Annotated in this window: 12 protein-coding genes and 3 pseudogenes; 7 read left to right on the top strand and 8 right to left on the bottom strand. The window is 62.7% G+C overall.

Annotated features, from left to right (window positions below; translation table 11 throughout):
• Positions 1–118 precede the first annotated feature (118 nt).
• The 4 genes from Q5H91_RS07540 to Q5H91_RS07555 form a co-directional block, all read right to left on the bottom strand.
• Positions 119–2,575, bottom strand: a complete 2,457-nt coding sequence (locus Q5H91_RS07540; RefSeq protein WP_305172758.1) for a PAS domain S-box protein — start codon at positions 2,573–2,575, stop codon at positions 119–121.
• 372 nt (positions 2,576–2,947) lie between these two features.
• Entirely contained in the window at positions 2,948–3,322 is a 375-nt protein-coding gene (locus Q5H91_RS07545; RefSeq protein WP_305172850.1) for a response regulator, read from the bottom strand.
• Positions 3,323–3,372: 50 nt separating this feature from the next.
• Positions 3,373–5,625 (bottom strand): PAS domain-containing sensor histidine kinase, encoded by a 2,253-nt coding sequence (locus Q5H91_RS07550; protein WP_305172759.1) that lies wholly within the window; start codon positions 5,623–5,625, stop codon positions 3,373–3,375.
• A gap of 221 nt (positions 5,626–5,846) precedes the next feature.
• Positions 5,847–6,563 (bottom strand): IS6 family transposase, encoded by a 717-nt coding sequence (locus Q5H91_RS07555; protein WP_305172760.1) that lies wholly within the window; start codon positions 6,561–6,563, stop codon positions 5,847–5,849.
• A 263-nt stretch (positions 6,564–6,826) separates the two neighbouring features.
• Here Q5H91_RS07555 and Q5H91_RS07560 point away from each other — a divergent pair, with 263 nt between their 5' ends.
• The gene (locus Q5H91_RS07560) at positions 6,827–9,562 is read left to right on the top strand and encodes a TonB-dependent receptor plug domain-containing protein (RefSeq protein ID WP_305172761.1); all 2,736 of its coding nucleotides are present in this window, start codon (positions 6,827–6,829) and stop codon (positions 9,560–9,562) included.
• 161 nt (positions 9,563–9,723) lie between these two features.
• On the opposite strand, the pseudogene Q5H91_RS07565 reads toward Q5H91_RS07560, so the two are convergent.
• Positions 9,724–10,444: pseudogene (locus Q5H91_RS07565) on the bottom strand (IS6 family transposase).
• A 708-nt stretch (positions 10,445–11,152) separates the two neighbouring features.
• On the opposite strand from Q5H91_RS07565, the pseudogene Q5H91_RS16575 reads away from it, so the two are divergent.
• Positions 11,153–11,263: pseudogene (locus Q5H91_RS16575) on the top strand (PEPxxWA-CTERM sorting domain-containing protein); the annotation flags it as partial.
• 167 nt (positions 11,264–11,430) lie between these two features.
• On the opposite strand, the gene Q5H91_RS07585 reads toward Q5H91_RS16575, so the two are convergent.
• Entirely contained in the window at positions 11,431–11,649 is a 219-nt protein-coding gene (locus Q5H91_RS07585; RefSeq protein WP_305172766.1) for a hypothetical protein, read from the bottom strand.
• 155 nt (positions 11,650–11,804) lie between these two features.
• Positions 11,805–12,047, bottom strand: a pseudogene (locus tag Q5H91_RS07590) (IS6 family transposase); the annotation flags it as partial.
• 168 nt (positions 12,048–12,215) lie between these two features.
• On the opposite strand from Q5H91_RS07590, the gene Q5H91_RS07595 reads away from it, so the two are divergent.
• The 4 genes from Q5H91_RS07595 (at position 12,216) to Q5H91_RS07610 (ending at position 14,498) form a co-directional block, all read left to right on the top strand.
• Complete coding sequence (locus Q5H91_RS07595) at positions 12,216–12,590, top strand: HIRAN domain-containing protein (protein ID WP_305172851.1); 375 nt, start codon at positions 12,216–12,218, stop codon at positions 12,588–12,590.
• Positions 12,591–12,646: 56 nt separating this feature from the next.
• Complete coding sequence (locus Q5H91_RS07600) at positions 12,647–12,937, top strand: hypothetical protein (RefSeq protein WP_305172768.1); 291 nt, start codon at positions 12,647–12,649, stop codon at positions 12,935–12,937.
• A gap of 68 nt (positions 12,938–13,005) precedes the next feature.
• Positions 13,006–13,671, top strand: coding sequence for a dihydrofolate reductase family protein (locus Q5H91_RS07605; RefSeq protein WP_305172769.1), 666 nt, complete (start codon positions 13,006–13,008; stop codon positions 13,669–13,671).
• Positions 13,672–13,973: 302 nt separating this feature from the next.
• On the top strand, positions 13,974–14,498 hold the full coding sequence (locus tag Q5H91_RS07610) for an anthrone oxygenase family protein (RefSeq protein WP_305172770.1): 525 nt from the start codon (positions 13,974–13,976) through the stop codon (positions 14,496–14,498).
• Between the two features lie 200 nt (positions 14,499–14,698).
• Here Q5H91_RS07610 and Q5H91_RS07615 read toward each other — a convergent pair whose 3' ends face one another.
• A complete protein-coding gene (locus tag Q5H91_RS07615) occupies positions 14,699–16,597 on the bottom strand; it encodes an AI-2E family transporter (RefSeq protein WP_305172771.1) in 1,899 nt (632 codons plus the stop codon).
• Positions 16,598–16,851: 254 nt separating this feature from the next.
• On the opposite strand from Q5H91_RS07615, the gene Q5H91_RS07620 reads away from it, so the two are divergent.
• The gene (locus Q5H91_RS07620; RefSeq protein WP_305172772.1) at positions 16,852–17,715 is read left to right on the top strand and encodes an NmrA family NAD(P)-binding protein; all 864 of its coding nucleotides are present in this window, start codon (positions 16,852–16,854) and stop codon (positions 17,713–17,715) included.
• Positions 17,716–17,729: the final 14 nt, after the last annotated feature.

A 17,729-nucleotide genomic window follows, 5' to 3' on the forward strand; every position in this document is an offset into this window, starting at 1 on the left:
TGCCGCCATGCTGAGTTGGTGCGCCGCGTTTAGAGGGACACGCAGCGACAACAGATAAGCGAGCGGCGTCGGTCTAAACTCACACCTCCGCAGACGCCTCTCCACGTCGGATCGGCGATCAACCGCTCAACATCTGAGCCACTTTGGCCGACAGCGCCTCCAACGTGAACGGCTTGGTGAGCAATTCCATGCCGGGCTCGAGATGTCCGTTGCCGACTGCGGCGTTCTCGGCGAAGCCGGTGATGAACAGCACCTTCAGCCCCGGCCGCAGCCGACGCGCCTCGTCGGCGACCTGGCGACCGTTCATTCCATTGGGCAAGCCGACATCGGTAATCAGCAGCTCGATCCGTGCGCCGGATTGCAGCACCTTGATCCCGGCTGCGCCATCGGCCGCGCCGATCACAGTGTAGCCGATCTCGTCGAGAACCTCGTCGATCAGGTGACGGATCGTGGCTTCGTCGTCCACGACCAGAACGGTTTGCCCCGACCCCGCCTCCACCAGGGCGGCAACATCATTGCCCACCTCGTCCACAGCCTCTCCATGATGGCGCGGCAGGTAAATGCAGATGGTCGTTCCCTGCCCGAGTTCGGAGTATATCCGTACCTGCCCGCCAGACTGACGAGCGAAGCCATAGATCATCGACAGGCCGAGACCGGTGCCCTGTCCGATCGGCTTGGTCGTGTAGAAGGGCTCGAACGCCCGCTCGATCGTCTCCGGGCTCATGCCGGTTCCCGAGTCGGTAACACACACGGAGATGTACTGACCTGGCGGGAGATCGCGCTCGCGGCCGGTCCGGTCATCGATCCACTTATTGGCCGTCTCGATCGTCAGCCGTCCGCCGCCCGGCATCGCGTCGCGCCCGTTGATGCACAGGTTGAGGATGGCGTTCTCCAGCTGGCCGGCATCGATCTCGGCCGCCCACAATCCCGCCGCCCCGACGATCTCGATGTCGGTCGTCGCTCCCATCGTGCGCTGGAGCATCTCCTCTAGGCCAAGAATCAGCCTGTTCACGTCCGTAGGCCTGGGATCGAGCGTCTGGCGTCGTGAGAAGGCCAGCAGGCGCTGAGTCAGCGATGCCGCCCGCCGCCCCGCGCCCTGCGCCGCGTTGATGAAGCGATCGAGGTCCTCCAGCCGCCCGCGCGCGACGCGCAACTGCAACAATTCAAGGTTGCCCATCATGCCGGTGAGCAGGTTGTTGAAATCGTGCGCCAGACCACCGGTAAGCTGACCCACCGCCTCCATCTTCTGCGCTTGGCGGAGCGCGTCTTCGGACTGCTTCAGCGCCGCAGCCTGCTCCTTCTCGGCGGTGATGTGCCGACCGCTCGCGTAGATCAGTCCCTCCGCCGGCGCCGCTACCCAAGAGATCCACCGCAGTCCGCCGTCCTTGTGCCGGTAGCGGTTCTCCACGATCGGCAGCGCCGACGTCCGCGCATGCTGAAGCGCCTGATCGGTCAGTTCCTCGTCCTCGGGCAGCACGAAGTCGAAGACAGGCTTGCCGAGCACATCGTCGGGCTCCCAGCCCAGGATCGCGGTGAAAGCGGGATTTATCGACTGGAACAGGCCCGCTCCGTCGAGAGTGACCTGGATGTCCTGCGTGTTGCGCCACAGCATGTCGCGCTCGGCAGTTCGCGTAGCAACGCGGTCCTCCAGCGTCTCATTCAGCTGCCGCAGCGCTTCTTCGGCGAGGCGTCGCGCCGAGATGTCGTTGAACAGGATTGCGACGCGGTACTCGTCCGGTTCGCCGACCCGGAACGCGGAAACATCGAACCACCGGTCCAGCGCGATCGCGCCGTCCTCGAAGCGGATGGGCTCGCCGGTGCGCGCGACCTGCCCATAGGTCTCGAACCAATGCTCCTCCAGGCCCGGCGCGGCCCTGCGCAGCCATTGCCCCAGAATCGCCTCGGGAAAGCCGGTCTGTCGGTAAAAGGCCGGATTGGCTTCGACGATGCGGTAATCGGTCGGAGCGTCTCCATCCCCAAGCCTGACCTCCGCCAAGCAGAAGCCGGACTCGATGGACTCGAACAGGACCCGGTAGCGTGACTCGCTCGCGAAGGCGGCCTCCTGCTCTCGCTCCCGCTCCAGCGCGGTCCGGCGCAGATCAAGCTGCGCCATAACCTGGCGGCCGAACACGCGCAGGGTCTCCTGCTCAAGCGCGGACATCTCGCGCGGACGGAAGTCCATCACGCACAACGTGCCGATCGGCACGCCTTCTGGCGTCTTCAGCAGCACGCCTGCATAGAAGCGGATGTACGGCTCGCCCACAACGAGGGGGTTGCAGTCGAACCTGGCATCCTTGGTCGTGTCCGGCACGAGGAGGAAGTCCTCCTCGTGCAGCGCCTTGGCGCAGAACGAGCTATCGAACGGCGTCTCGCGCACGTCGAGCCCGACCTCCGCCTTGAAGAATTGACGGTCTGCCGCCATCAGATTCACGACCGCAATTGGCGTGTCGCACAGTTTGGCGGCTAGCGCCGCCAACTCGTCGAACGCCTCCTCCCGCGGGCTGTCGAGGATCTCATAGTAGGCCAACGCCGCCGCACGCTCGGTTCCACGCTCGTCCATGTGGTCCACGTTCATCAATGGTCCAGGCCCTCACGGCGCGGCTCTGTCGTCGAGCTGGTGCCTGCCACGGTCAAACTCGACCTGTCCAGAAACGCTCCGCTTCAACCGTGAGGCGACGTCTCAGGAACTTGCGACTGCGCGCCGCTGACGTCCGGAAGGCACAGGCATTTGGACCTGGGAGGCAGCAGAGACCCTCCGCCGCGGTCGTACCGCTGATCGCTAGCAAGCCGCGAAATGTAACACGATTGAAGACGTTCAGGAGGGCTCCCGCTGAATTTGACAGCGGATGTTCGTTTAGGTTCGTGCGCGTCACGACGAGGCGTCGAAGTGAACGTGGACGAGCAATAGTTCGCCACAGCGCTATCAACAGACGCGAAGTTTGTTTCGTCAGGCGAACGCCGCCTGCACCAAGGCGACGAACTGCCTTTCCTGGTAGGGCTTGCCGATGAACTTGCCAGAGTCGGGTATCTGCTCGACGTTCGGCCGGACCTTGCCCGAGGTCAGGATGAGATGAATGTCCGGCCGCATGCTGTGCACCCGCCGCGCGAGGTCGAGGCCATCCATGGACCCTGGCATGTTGATGTCGGTGAACAGCACGCCGATCTTTGAATGAGTCGCTATGATTTCCAGCGCCTCATCGGCATCAGCAGCTTCGAGAACATCGAAGCCCGCGTCGGTCAGCACGTCGATCGCGTTGATCCGGATGAACGGCTCATCGTCTACGACGAGGACGACCCTACGTTGACTTGTATCTGCGGACATAGGTGCTTTCAACAGGCCGGGTACGGCTGTGTTCCCTGCAAGCTACGGTTTTACGCGTTTTCTTCGATCGCTTCCAGATTGGCGTTTAGAAGCCATCTGAAGCCCGACCTCTGGTAATCGGCCTGGCCCTCCCCGCCAAGGTCACGCGCAAGACCCTTCATCAGTCGTGAGCCGAAGCCCGAGCGCTCTGGAACCGTCACCGGCGGACCGCCGGTTTCGATCCACCTAAACTCAAGCGCCCGTGCGCCTGCCTCCACCGTTGTGCGCCACTGGACCGCAACAGCACCCCACTCGGTGGACAGCGCGCCATACTTCATTGCGTTGGTCGTGAGCTCATGAAGAGCCATCGAAAAAGCGAGTGCGGCTTTCGCTTTCAACCGTACCTCAGGCCCTTCAGCGGAGACCCGGCTTGTCGCCCTACCGTCTACCTGCGTTGCGCCCTCGACGACGGATCGGAGAGGCGCTGCCATCCAGCTGGTTTGCGTCAGCAGGTCGTGCGCTCGCCCGAGAGCACCAAGGCGCTCGCCAATGGCGTCGCGCGCCTGCTCCGGCGTGTCAGCACGGCGGAGTGACTGACTGACGATGGATTGTACCACCGCCAGCGTGTTCTTGATGCGGTGGTTCAGCTCCTTCGCGAGCAAGGCACTCTGCTCTTCTGCTGCCTTCTGCGGCGTAATGTCTCGGATGGTGCCTACCAGTCGTGCCGGTCCACCTCCATCGCCAACGATCCTGCCGCGGACGTGAACCCAATGCTGTCCGCCTTTACGATCGAGAACGCGGTACTGCATGTCGAGGCTTTCGGTGGCGCAACCGAGTGCTGCGCTGATCTCGGCCTGAACCCGGTCGCGGTCACCCGCATGGACGCGGTCTAGGAAGCTGTCGAAGCCGACGTCCTCGTCCGCATCGTGGCCGAGGAGCACACGCGTGCGGCTGTCCCACTGCTGGTCACTGAGATCGAGCGCGGTCTGCCAGATACCCATGTCGGCAGCATCGAGTGCCAGCCGGGTGCCCGCCTCGCTCGCCCGCAGCGCATCTTCCATGGCACGCCGCTCGGTGATCTCGACGGCTACGCCCGGGAAGTGCGTAGGCTTGCCCTCGTCGTCGCAGAAGACCCGCCCACGGGTGGCAACCCACGACACGCGCCCGTCCGGGCGTTGCAGCCGATAATCCTCGGCGAACTCGCCGCAGGTGGCGACCGTCTCCGCGATCCTTGCCCCGACCCAATCCCGGTCGTCAGGATGAATGCCGGCCACGAAGGTGGCAAGCGGGAGGCCCTCGGCAGCCTGCTCAGGTGGCACCGAGTAGAACTCGGCGAAGTGCGGATCGGCGTAGACCTTATCCGCGGCAATGTCCCAATCCCACGAGCCAAGGAAGCCTGCGGCACCGAGCGCCAGCTGGAACCGCGTCTCGCTCGCTTCCAGCTTCATCTGGGTCAGGTGCTGCTCGGTGCGGTCGCGCAGCACCTTCACATAGCCCTCGTGGTTGCCGTGCTCGTCGCGGAGCACCGTCATCTCGCCCTGTGCCCAGAAGCGCTCGCCGGACTTGCGCAGGTGCCAGCGTTCGTCGTTGCCGCGGCCGCATGCGACCGCCGCGTCCATCTCCACCTGGAGCCGATCGCCCGCCACGTCCTCCGGCGTGAAGAAGCGCTCGGCGGTTTCCCCCACCATCTCCTCCTCGGTCCAGCCGAGGATGCGCCGAGCGCCCTCATTCCAGCGGGTCACGCGACCCTCAATGTCGGTGGCGATGATCGCGTAGTCAATTGCGCTGTCGAGGACCTGACGGTTGCGCCGCTCGTCGCTGGCGCGTGCCAGTTCGGCGCGGACACGCGTCGTGGTCTCTATCGCTGTGACGAAGATACCGCAAACCTCGCCGATGTCATTCCAGAGTGGGCTGTGGCTGTGAGTGAACCACGCGGCCTGCGGAGTGCCGTCCCGGTCAGGGGTATACAGCGCATCCTCGGTATAGAAGCTCTCGCCGGCCAACACGCGGGCAAAAAATGGGGTGAGCTGGTCCCACATCTCGGACCACCATGCCTGCGCGGGTTGGCCCAGATGTCCCGGGTGCTTGCGCCCGAGTATGGCTGCGTAGCCGTCGTTGTAAAAGGTGAAGAGCTCGTCGCCCCAGTGCACCATGGATGGAAAGCGCGAGGTGAGCGCTGTCTGGATCGCCGTCTTCAATTCGGGGGGCCAGCCCACCGGATCGCCGAGCGGATGCGTTGACCAGTCGATGTCGCGTAGGATGGCGGCGCACTCGCCACCGCTCGGCGGAAAAGGGCTGGACGAGTGAGCCGGATTGGAGAGCATAGAGGTTTGGTTCCGAGACTGCCTGGCAGAGCGTTCTTGCGAACTATCGGCGGGCCGCCCCTACCGCGATCCAAGTAGCTGCATCCTCATCCGATTTCCAGCGGGTGGTTGCCCATCCCGCAGCAGCGGCGGAGCTCGGCACCTGCCGTCTTGGGTGGGTGCTGTCAGTCTAAAGCGAACCGCTCTCCACACGATGCACCTTGGTCTTTGAGGGCAGCAGCCTAGCTCGCGAGGATCTGCCACTCTGCCAGGGCGGCAGAGCGTCGTTCCTTGTAGGTCTTGCGATCAGTAAGGTGGCGCTCCAGGCTGAAGTGGTTGTGGATGTTGGCGTGGACAGAGGCGAACTTTTGTAGCGTCTTCATCTGCCTGAACCTCAGCATCGCCCGCTCTCGTCGTCGGAACGGCAGGTGGCTGTTCTCCACCCGGTTGTTGGCCCAGCGGCCTACCTCCTGCTTCTCGGCATTGCCAAGCTCATTCATCGCTGCACGATAGGAGCGAAGGCCATCGGTGGTGACTGCCTCAGGGCTGCCATGCCGCTTCAGTGCCTTCTTCATGAAGGTGAGCGCCGCTGCCTTATCTCGGCTTTTCGTGACGTAGCTCTCCAGCACCTCGCCCTCCTGATCGACCGCTCGCCACAGGTAGACCATCTCGCCGCTTAGCTTCACGTACATTTCGTCCAGGTGCCAGCGCCAGTGCCGGAAGCCACGCATGCGGCTCACGCGCTGGCGGCGGATGTCGCCGGCAAACATCGGACCGAACCTGTTCCACCAAAGCCGCACCGTTTCATGGCAGATGTCGATCCCTCGCTCGAACAGCAGGTCCTCTACGTTGCGTAGGCTGAGTGGGAAGCGCACGTACATCAGCACCACCAGCCGAATCACCTCAGGCGAGGAGTTGAAGTAGCGAAACGGCGAAGCTGGCTTGCGCGGGCGGGGCATGCCCCCGCCCTACCCCACCATCATCCAATTACCAGCTGGTGCATTTGGTTTGACGGAGCCCCCCCGCCCTATCCCACCATCACCCAATTACCAGCTGGTGCATTTGGTTTGACGGAGCCCGCCCTTCGGCTCCGGTCTGCAATCGCAAGCGTTGTCGCCATTATGCAACAGCTGTTACCGAAACATCTGCTGGATGACTTTAACATGTTGCCACGCACCCAAAATCCCGGAGGTTGCAACTTAGGGCTAGCAGGGGGAAAACCATGTTGAAGTCGTTCACGGCAGTGCTTGCGGTATCCGCTTCGTCGCTCGTGATGGCGAGCGCCGCCATCGCGCAATCAACCGCGACGCCGCCGACCATCGACCAGACGGACAGCACCGAACCTACCGCGATCGACCCGCAGTCCGAGATCGTAGTGACCGGTACCCGCGCGTCTAATCGTACCGTCGCTCAATCGAATGTGCCGATCGACGTCATCTCTTCCGAAGCGTTGACCAATGCGACAGGCACGGGCGACACGAACAAGATCCTGAACCAGCTTGTTCCATCGTTTAACTTCCCCCAGCCCTCAATCGCCGACGGTTCAGATGTGATCCGCCCCGCGACGCTTCGCGGACTGTCGCCAGATCAGACGCTGGTACTGGTCAATGGCAAGCGCCGGCATGTCTCGTCGCTCCTCAACATCAACGGTACGGTCGGGCGCGGTTCGGCGGCGGTCGATCTTAACACGATCCCGGCCCTCGCGATTGAGCGGATCGAGGTGCTACGGGACGGCGCCTCGTCGCAATACGGTTCGGACGCGATTGCCGGCGTCATCAACGTCCAGCTAAAGAGGGGCGTCAACACCGGCCGGGCGCAGGTCAGCTACGGCAAGTACGTGACGCACATGGCAGGCGTACCAGAACTGCTCGGTCTGCAAACGTCGGGCGGCCAGCCGTTCTTCGATCCCAACGATGCCGTCGCCGCGGTCAACGGTCAGGCGGCCGCAGGCTCGCGCTATCTCGCCGGCAACTATGGCGGCGATGCAAAGCGCAACGATGGTGATACATGGGTTTTGGGCGCAAATATCGGCATTCCGATCGGCCCGGGCTATCTGAACGTGACGGGCGAGTACCGCGACCGCGACGCGGTGAACCGCGCAGGTTACGACACTCGCCCCAATTACCTCCGCCCGAGCACGACGACCTTCGACGCGCGCGAACTCACCTTCAACCGTCTCAATTTTCAGCTCGGCGACCCGAAGACCGAGGACTACAACGTCTTCGTCAACGCCGGCATGCCGCTAGGCAATTCCGGCTTCGAGTTCTACTCGTTTGGCAGCTACGCGCATCGTGACGGGCTGTCGGCGGCGAATTACCGCCAGGCATCCAATGCCGCCAATCGTGACTATTCCGCCGTCCCTGCGAACGTCGCGCTGACGAACGCTAATTTCGTGGCGATCTATGCGGACGGTTTTCTGCCGCTGATCCAGTCGGATTACGACGATTATTCCATCGCAGCCGGCGTGAAGGGCGACCTTGGTCCGTGGTCCGTCGACCTGTCCGGCGTCTACGGCCACAACGAGATAGACTACCGCACTCTCAACAGCATCAACACCTCCTTTGGATCGGCGGGACCACGCAACGTCGATGCGGGCGGCATCCGCTTCGGCCAGTTCACCGCCAACCTGGATGTCACGCGCGAGTTCGACCTGGGATTTGTCAAGCCGCTAACCTTCGCTGTCGGTGCTGAGTACCGACACGAGAACTTTAAAGAGCGTGCCGGCCAGGTCGAGTCCTACGCTGCCGGTCCGTTCGCCTCACGCGGAGCGGCGATCGGCCAGCAGGGTTTCCCCGGCATCCCCGCGGCCGCCGCGACTGACAACAGCCGCGACAGCTATGCCGGGTACATCGAATTCGATACCGATCTATTTGCTGGACTGACTGCCACCGCAGCCGGGCGCTACGAGCATTACAGCGACTTCGGCGACACGCTGAACGGCAAGCTCGCGCTGCGTTACGAGTTCGCGCCTGCGCTGGCGGTCCGCGGCTCGATCTCCAACGGCTTCAGAGCCCCCTCGCTGCACCAACAATATTTCACCACCACCTCGACCAATTTCGTAGCGGGCGTTCCGGTCGACATCGTAACGGCGCAGGTCTCGAGCCCCATCGCCCGCGCACTTGGCTCTCAGCCGCTTGATCCGGAGAAGTCGATCAATCTTTCGGCCGGCATCACTTCGAACCCGTTCCGTGGATTCAACCTGACCGCCGATTACTATCACATCAAGATTAATGACCGCATCGTTCTGACCGAGAATCTGGGGTCGTCGGGCAACGCGGTGACGGACGCTGCGGCGCGGGCGGCGCTCAACGCTAACGGCTTCAGTTCGGTCGGCGCCGCGCGCTTCTTCATCAACGGGCTGGACACGACCACGCAGGGCGTCGATGTGGTCGGCACCTATCGCTTGCGCCTCGGCGATCTGGGCAGTTGGTCACTGTCGGCCGCCTACAACTACACGCAAAACAAAATTGACAAGCGCCTGAATAACTTAGGGCCGCTCGCGTCGAACCCTAACATCATCCTGTTCGGCCGGGTGGAAGGCATTCGGTTCGAGAAGGGACAGCCCCGCGATAAGGTGGTGCTGTCAGCCGACGGCGATCTCGGCGTGTTCGGGGTCACTGCGCGCTCCACGCGCTATGGCCGCGTCATCGCTCCCACTGCGACCTCGCTCACGGGCACCACCCTCGGTCTGAGCGATTATGGACCCGACGACGTATTTCTCCGGCCGAAGTGGATCACCGATCTGGAAGCCCGCTACACTTTCAAGGAGCACATGACCTTCGCGATCGGTGCGAACAACCTGTTTGACGTCTATCCGACGCGCTTGCCCTTCGGCCCACGCGCTGCCTCTGTCGGCGGCCAAAATCCAGCAAACCAGATCTATATACCTTACAGCGGCTTCTCGCCTTTCGGATTTAACGGGCGCTTCATCTACGGGCGGGTCACTGCTCAGTTCTAAAGAATTTATGATCGGATCAGAAATATCACGGAGCAGGCACGTATTTGCGCCGGAAATTTCGAGATGTGCTCGCGCTTTGAATGATTTAAAGTGTGTGGCGGCCCTGTCGGCAACGCGGACCGCTTTCCACACAATGCACCCTGGTCTTTATGGCTAGCAGCCTAGCTCGAGAGGATCTGCCACTCCGCCAGGGCAGCAGAGCGTCGTTCCTTGTAGGTCTTGCGATCAGTGAGGTCGTGCTCCGGGCTGAACTGGTTGTGGATGTTGGCGTGGACGGAGCCGAACTTCTGTAGCGTCTTCATCTGCGTGAACCGCAGCAACGCCCGCTCTCGTCGTCGGAATGGCAGGTGTGAGTTCTCCACCCGGTTGTTCGCCCAGAGGCCGATTTCCTGCTTGTCGGCATTGCTGAGCTCGTTCATCGCGGCACGGTACCTGCGCAAACTATCGGTGGTGATTGCCTCAGGCGAGCCGTGCCGCTTCAGTGCCTTCTTCATGAAGGTGAGCGCGGCTGCCTTGTCCCGGGTCTTGGTGACGTAGCTCTCCAGCCTTCTCCCTCATGATCTACCGCTCGCCACAGGTAGACCACCTCGCCGTTCAGCTTCACGTACATCTCGTCCAGGTGCCAGCGCCAGTGTCTGAACCCTCGCATGCGGCTTACCACTGCCGGCGGATATCGCCGGCGAACATCGGACCGAACCTGTTCCACCAGAGCCTCACCGTCTCATGGCAGATGTCGATCCCGCGCTCGAACAGCAGGTCCTCGACGTTGCGCAAGCTGCGCGAAAAGCGCACGTACATCAGGGCCACCAGCCGGATCACCTCGGGTGACGAGATAAACTGGCGGAACGGGCTAGGCCGGAGCGCTCGTGATCTGCGGAGCATTCCGGGCCAGTATCAGCCTCTACCCCGCATGCCACGTCGGCTTTACAGTATCCCAGCAGTTGCATTTGTCAGTCGGAGCCATCCAAGGTTTGAGCATAATCGAACAGATACCATGTACCGATATGGTACAGGATCTTAGATTTCACTATGAACAGGAGGTTAATCACCCCTATGAAAATTCTGCGCCTTTGATAGCACAAATCGGCCATGTCGGACTTGCCGGCCGGCTCTCAAAAGGGGGAAGCAATGAAGAAGTTTGCATTGGCGGCTAGTGCCGCTCTCATCGCGCTGAGCGCAGCTACGCCGGCTATGGCTGCTCGCATGTTCACGCTGACTGCGACTGGCAGCAGCTTCAACATCGATGCCACGCTGACGACCACCGACAGCTCGGACAACGTCGGTTATAGCAACAACACCGGATACCTGATCACTGGCATCACTGGAACGGTGAAGCCGGCCGGGAACGGCAACAATGTGCAGACCATCAATGGTCTGTCGGCGGTAGGCACCTACCCGGTTGACGGTGTCGTTTCGAACGACAACATCCTGAAGACGACGGCACCGTATTTCGACCTCGCGGGTGTGAGCTTCACAACCGCACAGGGCGGCTCGCCGTTCAACCTGTATTATGACGGCGGTTATCTTTTTATCCGCGGTCGAAATCAGAACAACACCGGCTCGTTCACCTCCGTGACCATTTCGGAAATTACTGCAGCCGTTCCTGAGCCTGCCACTTGGGCGATGATGCTCGTCGGGTTCGGTATGGTCGCCGGTGCCGCCCGCTACCGTCGTCGCAGCACCAAGGCAGCTTACGCCTGATCCTCCGCGAGGATGACCAAGAGGAGGCCGTCGGAGCGATCCGGCGGCCTTTTCGGTTAGTTGGGAGGGCGAAGATGTCACCTAGTGCGGAGATGGACGAGGCCAAAGCAATCTGGGCTGTCCTAGGGGAGCATGGATCATTGTGGCTCTCCAGTCATATAGAACGATTAAGCGAGATCGGCGCGACGGATCAAGCACAGCGCAGTATCGCCATTGGAAAATGCTTGACGCAGCTTCGCCGCCTTCAACCAGGAAGGTGCCGTCAAAGCAACGGCACACGGCCGATCGAAGGCGGATTTTTGCCCGTATGCTCGCTGCTTATTAAATAAACGGCGGCCGAGCTCGCGAATACCAAGCAAGTTCGCAGCACCAGAAGCGAAAGCCATAACTTAGATGCTCGAGACTGTCAGCCATGCGCGGCTCCGGAGCCGGCAGATCCGTTTAGTTGACAGTTCCTCCACTCTGGTTGCCTTCTCAATGGTGCTGTTAGTCTAACGCGACCCGCTCACCACGATGCACGTCGGTCTTTGAGGACGCCATCCTGGAAGCCCCGCATGCAGCTCAACCGCGCTCGACGAATATCGCTCGCGAACATCGGGCCAAACCTGTTCCACCAGAGTCTCACCGTCTCATGGCAGATGTCGATCCCGCGCTCGAACAGCAGGTCCTCGACGTTCCGCAGGCTGAGTGGAAAGCGCACGTACATTAGCACCACAAGCCGGATCACCTCTGGCGAGGAGTTGAGGTAGCGGAACGGCGAGGCTGGCTTGCGCGGGCGTGGCATGCCCCCTCCCTAACCCACCATCACCCGATTACCAGCCAGTGCATTTGGTTTGACGCAGTCCGGCGGCATGACAGGTAAGTCGAGCCGGGGGCCTCATCCGATCTTCCCCTATCGGTGTCGAACGGCATGGCGGTTGACCTACGCCGTTATCGACAAGAAACTTGGCCAATGGGAACGAACGACTGGTCGCTGAACGTGGTCGGCGAGAGCTATCGCAATCCGGATGGGTCTAGTCGCCAGACTGAGATAGCGCGTTGCAGGGCGGGAGAAGCCGTGACCCTGACCCGCGAGCCGGACAACCGTCACGACACCAACGCGGTGGCGGTGCACAGCGTTCGAGGTGTTCAGATCGGCTACGTCGCTGCTGAACATGCCCGCTGGATCGGCGGTAAGATCGACGACGGGCATCACGCGTTGGCGCTGATCGAGCGCATTCACGGCGGCACGAAGGGTAAGCCGAGCCGGGGTGTCCTCATCCGATTGAACCTGAAAGGTGAGCAGCCGGCAAAGCCCAGCTTCATGCGCCGCTTGTTCGGCAGCTAATCACCGACATGCCCATCAAAGGCTGGCCCCGCTGCCGACCATTCGAACAGCGGGGCATGAATTACTTTGCCGGCGTAGAGATCGTTGTCAGAACGGCCGAAGCGGTCTGGGGTGCGGCAGGCGAGCTGACGATCATCGGCTGCGGCGTCGCGGTCGAGAACGCCACTGGCACATCCTCGTCCATGAACCCGTTCACCGGCGTACCGATCGGGATGTTGGCACTGGTAACTGACGGCATTGCAGGCCGAGATCGTACCGGCTGCCTCGACCCAGAAGCCAACGTTCCGCGGCGCAGGGCCGCTGCTCGTAAGCGGTCGTTTGTTCAAGCGCTTCTGAGCCGAACTTGATCGCTTGCTGCTCGATGTGTTCCGGTCAAGTATGGCTGTCGGCGAGGCGTCTTGGACAGGAATGATTGGTGCGTAAGCTAACTGGCGCAGTCTTTCTATCGCTCGACGGTGTGATGCAGGCACCTGGAGGGCCGACTGAGGACCCGACCGGCGGCTTCGACCAAGGGGGCTGGGTGTTCGGCATCGGCGACGATGTGATCGACCCAGTGCTGGACAGCCTGTTCGGCGCGCCTTACGCTCTGCTGCTCGGTCGGCGTACCTACGAAATATTTGCCGCCTATTGGCCGTACGTCGAGGGCGAGATGGCCGGCATGGGCGAGGCGCTGACCGCAGCCGATAAGCACGTCGTGACGCATAGAGACCAGCCGCTCGGCTGGGACAACAGCCACCGCCTTGATGGCACCACTGCGGTACGAATGCTCAAGGAGAGCGACGGTCCCAACCTGCTGATCCAGGGATCGTCGACGCTCTACCCGCCCCTTCTCGCTGCGGGGCTGATCGACGAGCTGGTGCTAATGACATTCCCTGTCGTGCTAGGAACCGGGAAGCGTCTGTTCGGCGACGGGACGCCGCCGGGCGCGTGGCGCCTGCTCCAACAGCAGGTTGGCGAAAAGGGCGTGATCGTCACACGTTGGGCACCGGCCGGGCCGGTTCCGACCGCCAACCATCCCGACCCGAGCACCAGCGCAGCTGAGGTCGAGCGCCAGAAACGAATGGCGGAAGGCACATGGTAGTCTTCCGCTTGGGCTTCTAGCCTCGTCCCCTCGACCCAAACTCTGCCAGTCAATCGCGCTCGCCTGCCTCCGGAAAGCGGCCGCTCGCTTCTCCGCATTCGCCGTCTGCTTAACGGCCACTTTTGAGAAAACGCACGGCGCGAGTGCTGGCTTGCCGCCGGGCAGCTTTCAGGAGATGATTCCAATCGAGCGGACTACTGCGCGCGAGTTTGGCTGAGGGCGATATGGCAAGAAGGCAAAATGTCACCCGAGCATTCTTGTGGCTTGCGGTCTTAGCGGGAGGACCGCTGCTCGGCGCCAAGTTGTTCGATCTTCTCGTTCTTGCTGGCGCATGGAGCGCTCGTCCGCCTGCGTCTCTCGCGATGATGCCCTACGGGAAGGCGTGGCCAGTCGACACCGGCGTGTTCTTCATTCCATTCTCGGCGGGCATGCTGATCGCCGGGTTTGGGGCGCTCGCCGCCGGGTGGCGCACCCCGTGGCGCTATCGATGGCTGCTTTGCCTGCCGTCGATTGGCATATTGCTCCTGCTCATCCTGACGGTTGTCGCGTTCTGGCCGATGAACGCCGCGCTATACTATCACGGTATCGGCTCACCCAAAGACACGATCACGGACGCTCAGTCGATTGCAATGACGCAGCGCTGGGTGGTGCTGGACTGGGTTCGCGTCGCGGGCGCAACCGCCGCCTTCGTCGGACCCCTGCGGGCACTCACCGTGTCGTGGCCTACAGAAGTCGCACCGAGAGATCCGCCCCTTGTCCGGGTTGCGCTCGCTGTGGCCGTGGTTGGAGTGGCGGGATTCATTGTGTGGTTCGTGTCGAACGTGTGATACGAGTTGCGACTTCTGCGTCAGGTCCGCGGCGCTGAGGACCCATTTGCAGTTGTCCAGCATGAGCAAACGGCTTCCCTGAAGCGGCCGTCCATTCATCTACAGGTCAACGCTCAGCGTTTTACGCCGGAGTAGGCTAACCAGCTCGATAATGCTGCTGTTCAGAGACCAGCCCTCTTTGGCGCTCGGATCGGGCGCGGTCACGCCGCCCGCTCCAGGTTACTGGTGGCGTAATCGAGGCATGCCTCCACAGCCGCGCCCAGGCTGCCGACATAGAGATCGGCGCCAAGGATCCGCTGGATTTCGCGATCGGTCAGAGCCGCCTCGCCTTCCGGCCACAGGCCGACGAGGACGGGCACGTTGCCGGCGCGAGAACGGATTCGCCGCACGAGATAGCGCAGATGCGAAGGCGATCCGCCAATCTCGAGGTAGGAAATGCAGACGAGGCGCGCCTGTGAGGCATCGAGCCGGTCGACGTTCGCGCGGGATCCCGCCTCGTGGGACACGCGGTTGACGCCAAACCCGCGCTTGGCCAGCAACTGTTCCAGCATCGCGGTAACCGCATCGTCGAGGACGCCGCGTCCGGCGATGCACAGCACTCGGCCGTCCGCATGCCACGCCGCCGGTGCCGAGGGCAGCATGGACGGTGCCGTCTCCTGGAACCCCGCGCCGCTGTCCGGCAACGGGGTCAGCAGGCTCCCACCCGCTTTGGAAGGGGTGGCGGTGTCGTCCTGCTGCCGCAATTCGTCGACCAACACGAGCATCGAATCGACCACCTTCGCGGCGCGCTCGCGTGTGATCGCGCCGCGTTCGACGTCCGCGGCCGCCATCTTCAGCGCCGCCAGAGCCACTTCGTCGTAATAAGCGGTGAGCGACCGGGTCGCGAGCTGGCTTTCCGCCTGTTCCAGCGCTTCGTCGGGGTCTTCGGCGAGCATGCGCTGGTAGAAGCGCTCGACGGGCGTGAGCGCCGGCCGATCGCCGAGCAGCACGTCGAGGAACTCGAGGCTGGGGATGTGCCGCCCCAGCACGACCAGCAGCAGCGTGAGCGGCATCGACAAGACCAGCCCGACCGGCCCCCAAATCCACGTCCAGAACACCGCCGCCAGCACGACCGACAAGGGCGATAGGCCGGTGGAGTGGCCGTAGAGCAGCGGCTCGACGACATAGCCGATCAGTGGTTCGAGCGCCAGGAACAGCGCCGCGACCATCAGCATCGTCGACCAGCCGGGATCCGCGCCGGCCCCCACGGCCAGTGGCAGCGCGGCGCCGAGCAACGCACCGATATAGGGCACGAAGCGCAAGACGCCGGCTAGGATGCCCCAGAGCGCGGGGACCGGCAGGCCGATCAGCCACAGGCCGATGCCCACCGTCAGCCCGAAACTGGCGTTCACCGCGAGCTGCGACAGGAAGTAGCGGCTGAGCCGCGCGCCGGCCTCATCCATCGCCGCGGTCGTGCGGTGAAGATCCGACGAACCGAATAGGCGGATCAGGCGATCGCGCAGATCCTCCTTCTGCATGAGGATGAAGACGGCGACGACGAGGACGATCACGAACGTCTCGAACGGCGCCACCACCGGGCTGAGATAGCCACCCACCTCCTCCAGCACCGGGGTCTCCTTTTCCACCACGCGGACGTTCAGCGGATGGCTCCTGGTGCCGCGCTGAACATTGGCGTCGGCGCTGGCCAGAGATTGGGTGGCCGCCGGCCGCAGGAACGGCAGACGCTGTGTCAAATAGCCGCTCGCCCCGTCGACCTTGGCTTGGATCGTCGCGACATAGGTCGGCGCCCGGTCGGCCAGCGACGCGGCCTGCGTGCCAACCAGCGTGCCGATTCCGCCGAGCACGCCCAACGTACCCAATACGGCGACGAAGATCGCCAGCCCCTTTGGCATGTGCAAACGGCGGAGCAAGAGGACGATAGGCGAGAGGACGAAGGACAACAGGATTGCGAGAGTGACGGGCACCAGCACGTCCTTCGCCAGGAAGAGCCCAGCGATCACCACAACCGCGACCGCGAGGCCGAGCAATCCGTCTCTGCTCGGCACTTTGGCTGCGACTACGCCACTTGCCTCTACCGCTTTGTCCGTCCCGATCGCCATTCCTATCCCCTTCGAAATGGGCAAACTCATGCTGGCAGGGTTCGGTCCGAGAGATTGTCAGTCGGGACTGGAAATTGGCGTCTCTATGTCCACGGCTGTTACGGAGTGACGACCCACAATCGGTCACTGAGTCCGACACGCGCGTTCCCCGGAAGCGGTCGCTCGTTCATTTCAGGTCGGCCCGGCGAACCGCCAAACGGACACCGGCGCTCAAGCGGGCGTTGATCCTATGAGCAGGTTCAGGAGCGTGGGCGATGTTCGTGGTGATGGGTGCAACGGGACACATTGGCGGAACAGTCGCTGACACCCTGCTGGCCAGGGGCGAAGACGTCCTGATCCTGACCCGTGACCCTGAACACGCCACGGCTTGGCGTGACAAGGGCGCGAGCGTTGCAAATGTCGATGCAGAAGATCCGGCATCCTTGCGCTACGCGTTCCGGAAGGCCGATCGCGCCTTTCTCCTGAACCCGCCGGCTAACCCTAGCGGGAACACCGACGAAGTTGAGCGACGCACGATTGCGAACATCCTCGAGGCCCTGGAGGGCTCCGGGTTGGAAAAGGTGGTTGCTGCCTCGACCTATGGCGCACAACCAGGCGATGCGATCGGCGATTTATCGACGCTGTGGCTTCTAGAGGAGGGCCTGACGCGCCAGTCGATCCCGGCTGCGATCAACCGCGGAGCATACTACATGACGAACTGGCTCGGCTTCGGCGATATGGTCCGGAGGTCCGGAACGCTGCCGAGCATGTTCCCGGCCGACACGTGCATGCCGATGGTCGCGCCTGCCGATCTGGGTCGCGCGGCCGCCGAACGGCTGTTGGCGTCGGTCAGCGACACCGCGGTTCGTTATGTCGAAGGTCCAGAGCGCTACACCCCGCAGGATGTTGCCGACGCATTCGCCTCGGCACTGGGCCGAGACGTGGTCGTACAGGTTGCGCCGCGCGAGCAATGGGAAACGGTCTACCAGGACGCCGGCTTTTCCCCCGAGGCCGCACGAGCCTATGCCAAAATGACCGCGGTCAGCTTGGACCAGGATTTCGACAAACCGCGATCACCGATGCGCGGAACAACTCCGCTAGGCGAGCTGATCGCCGCAGCGGTCATCGCCCATTGTTGAAATGACCCAATGGC

Source organism: Sphingomonas aurea, from assembly GCF_030678875.1.
Taxonomy (GTDB): Bacteria; Pseudomonadota; Alphaproteobacteria; order Sphingomonadales; family Sphingomonadaceae; genus Sphingomonas; species Sphingomonas aurea.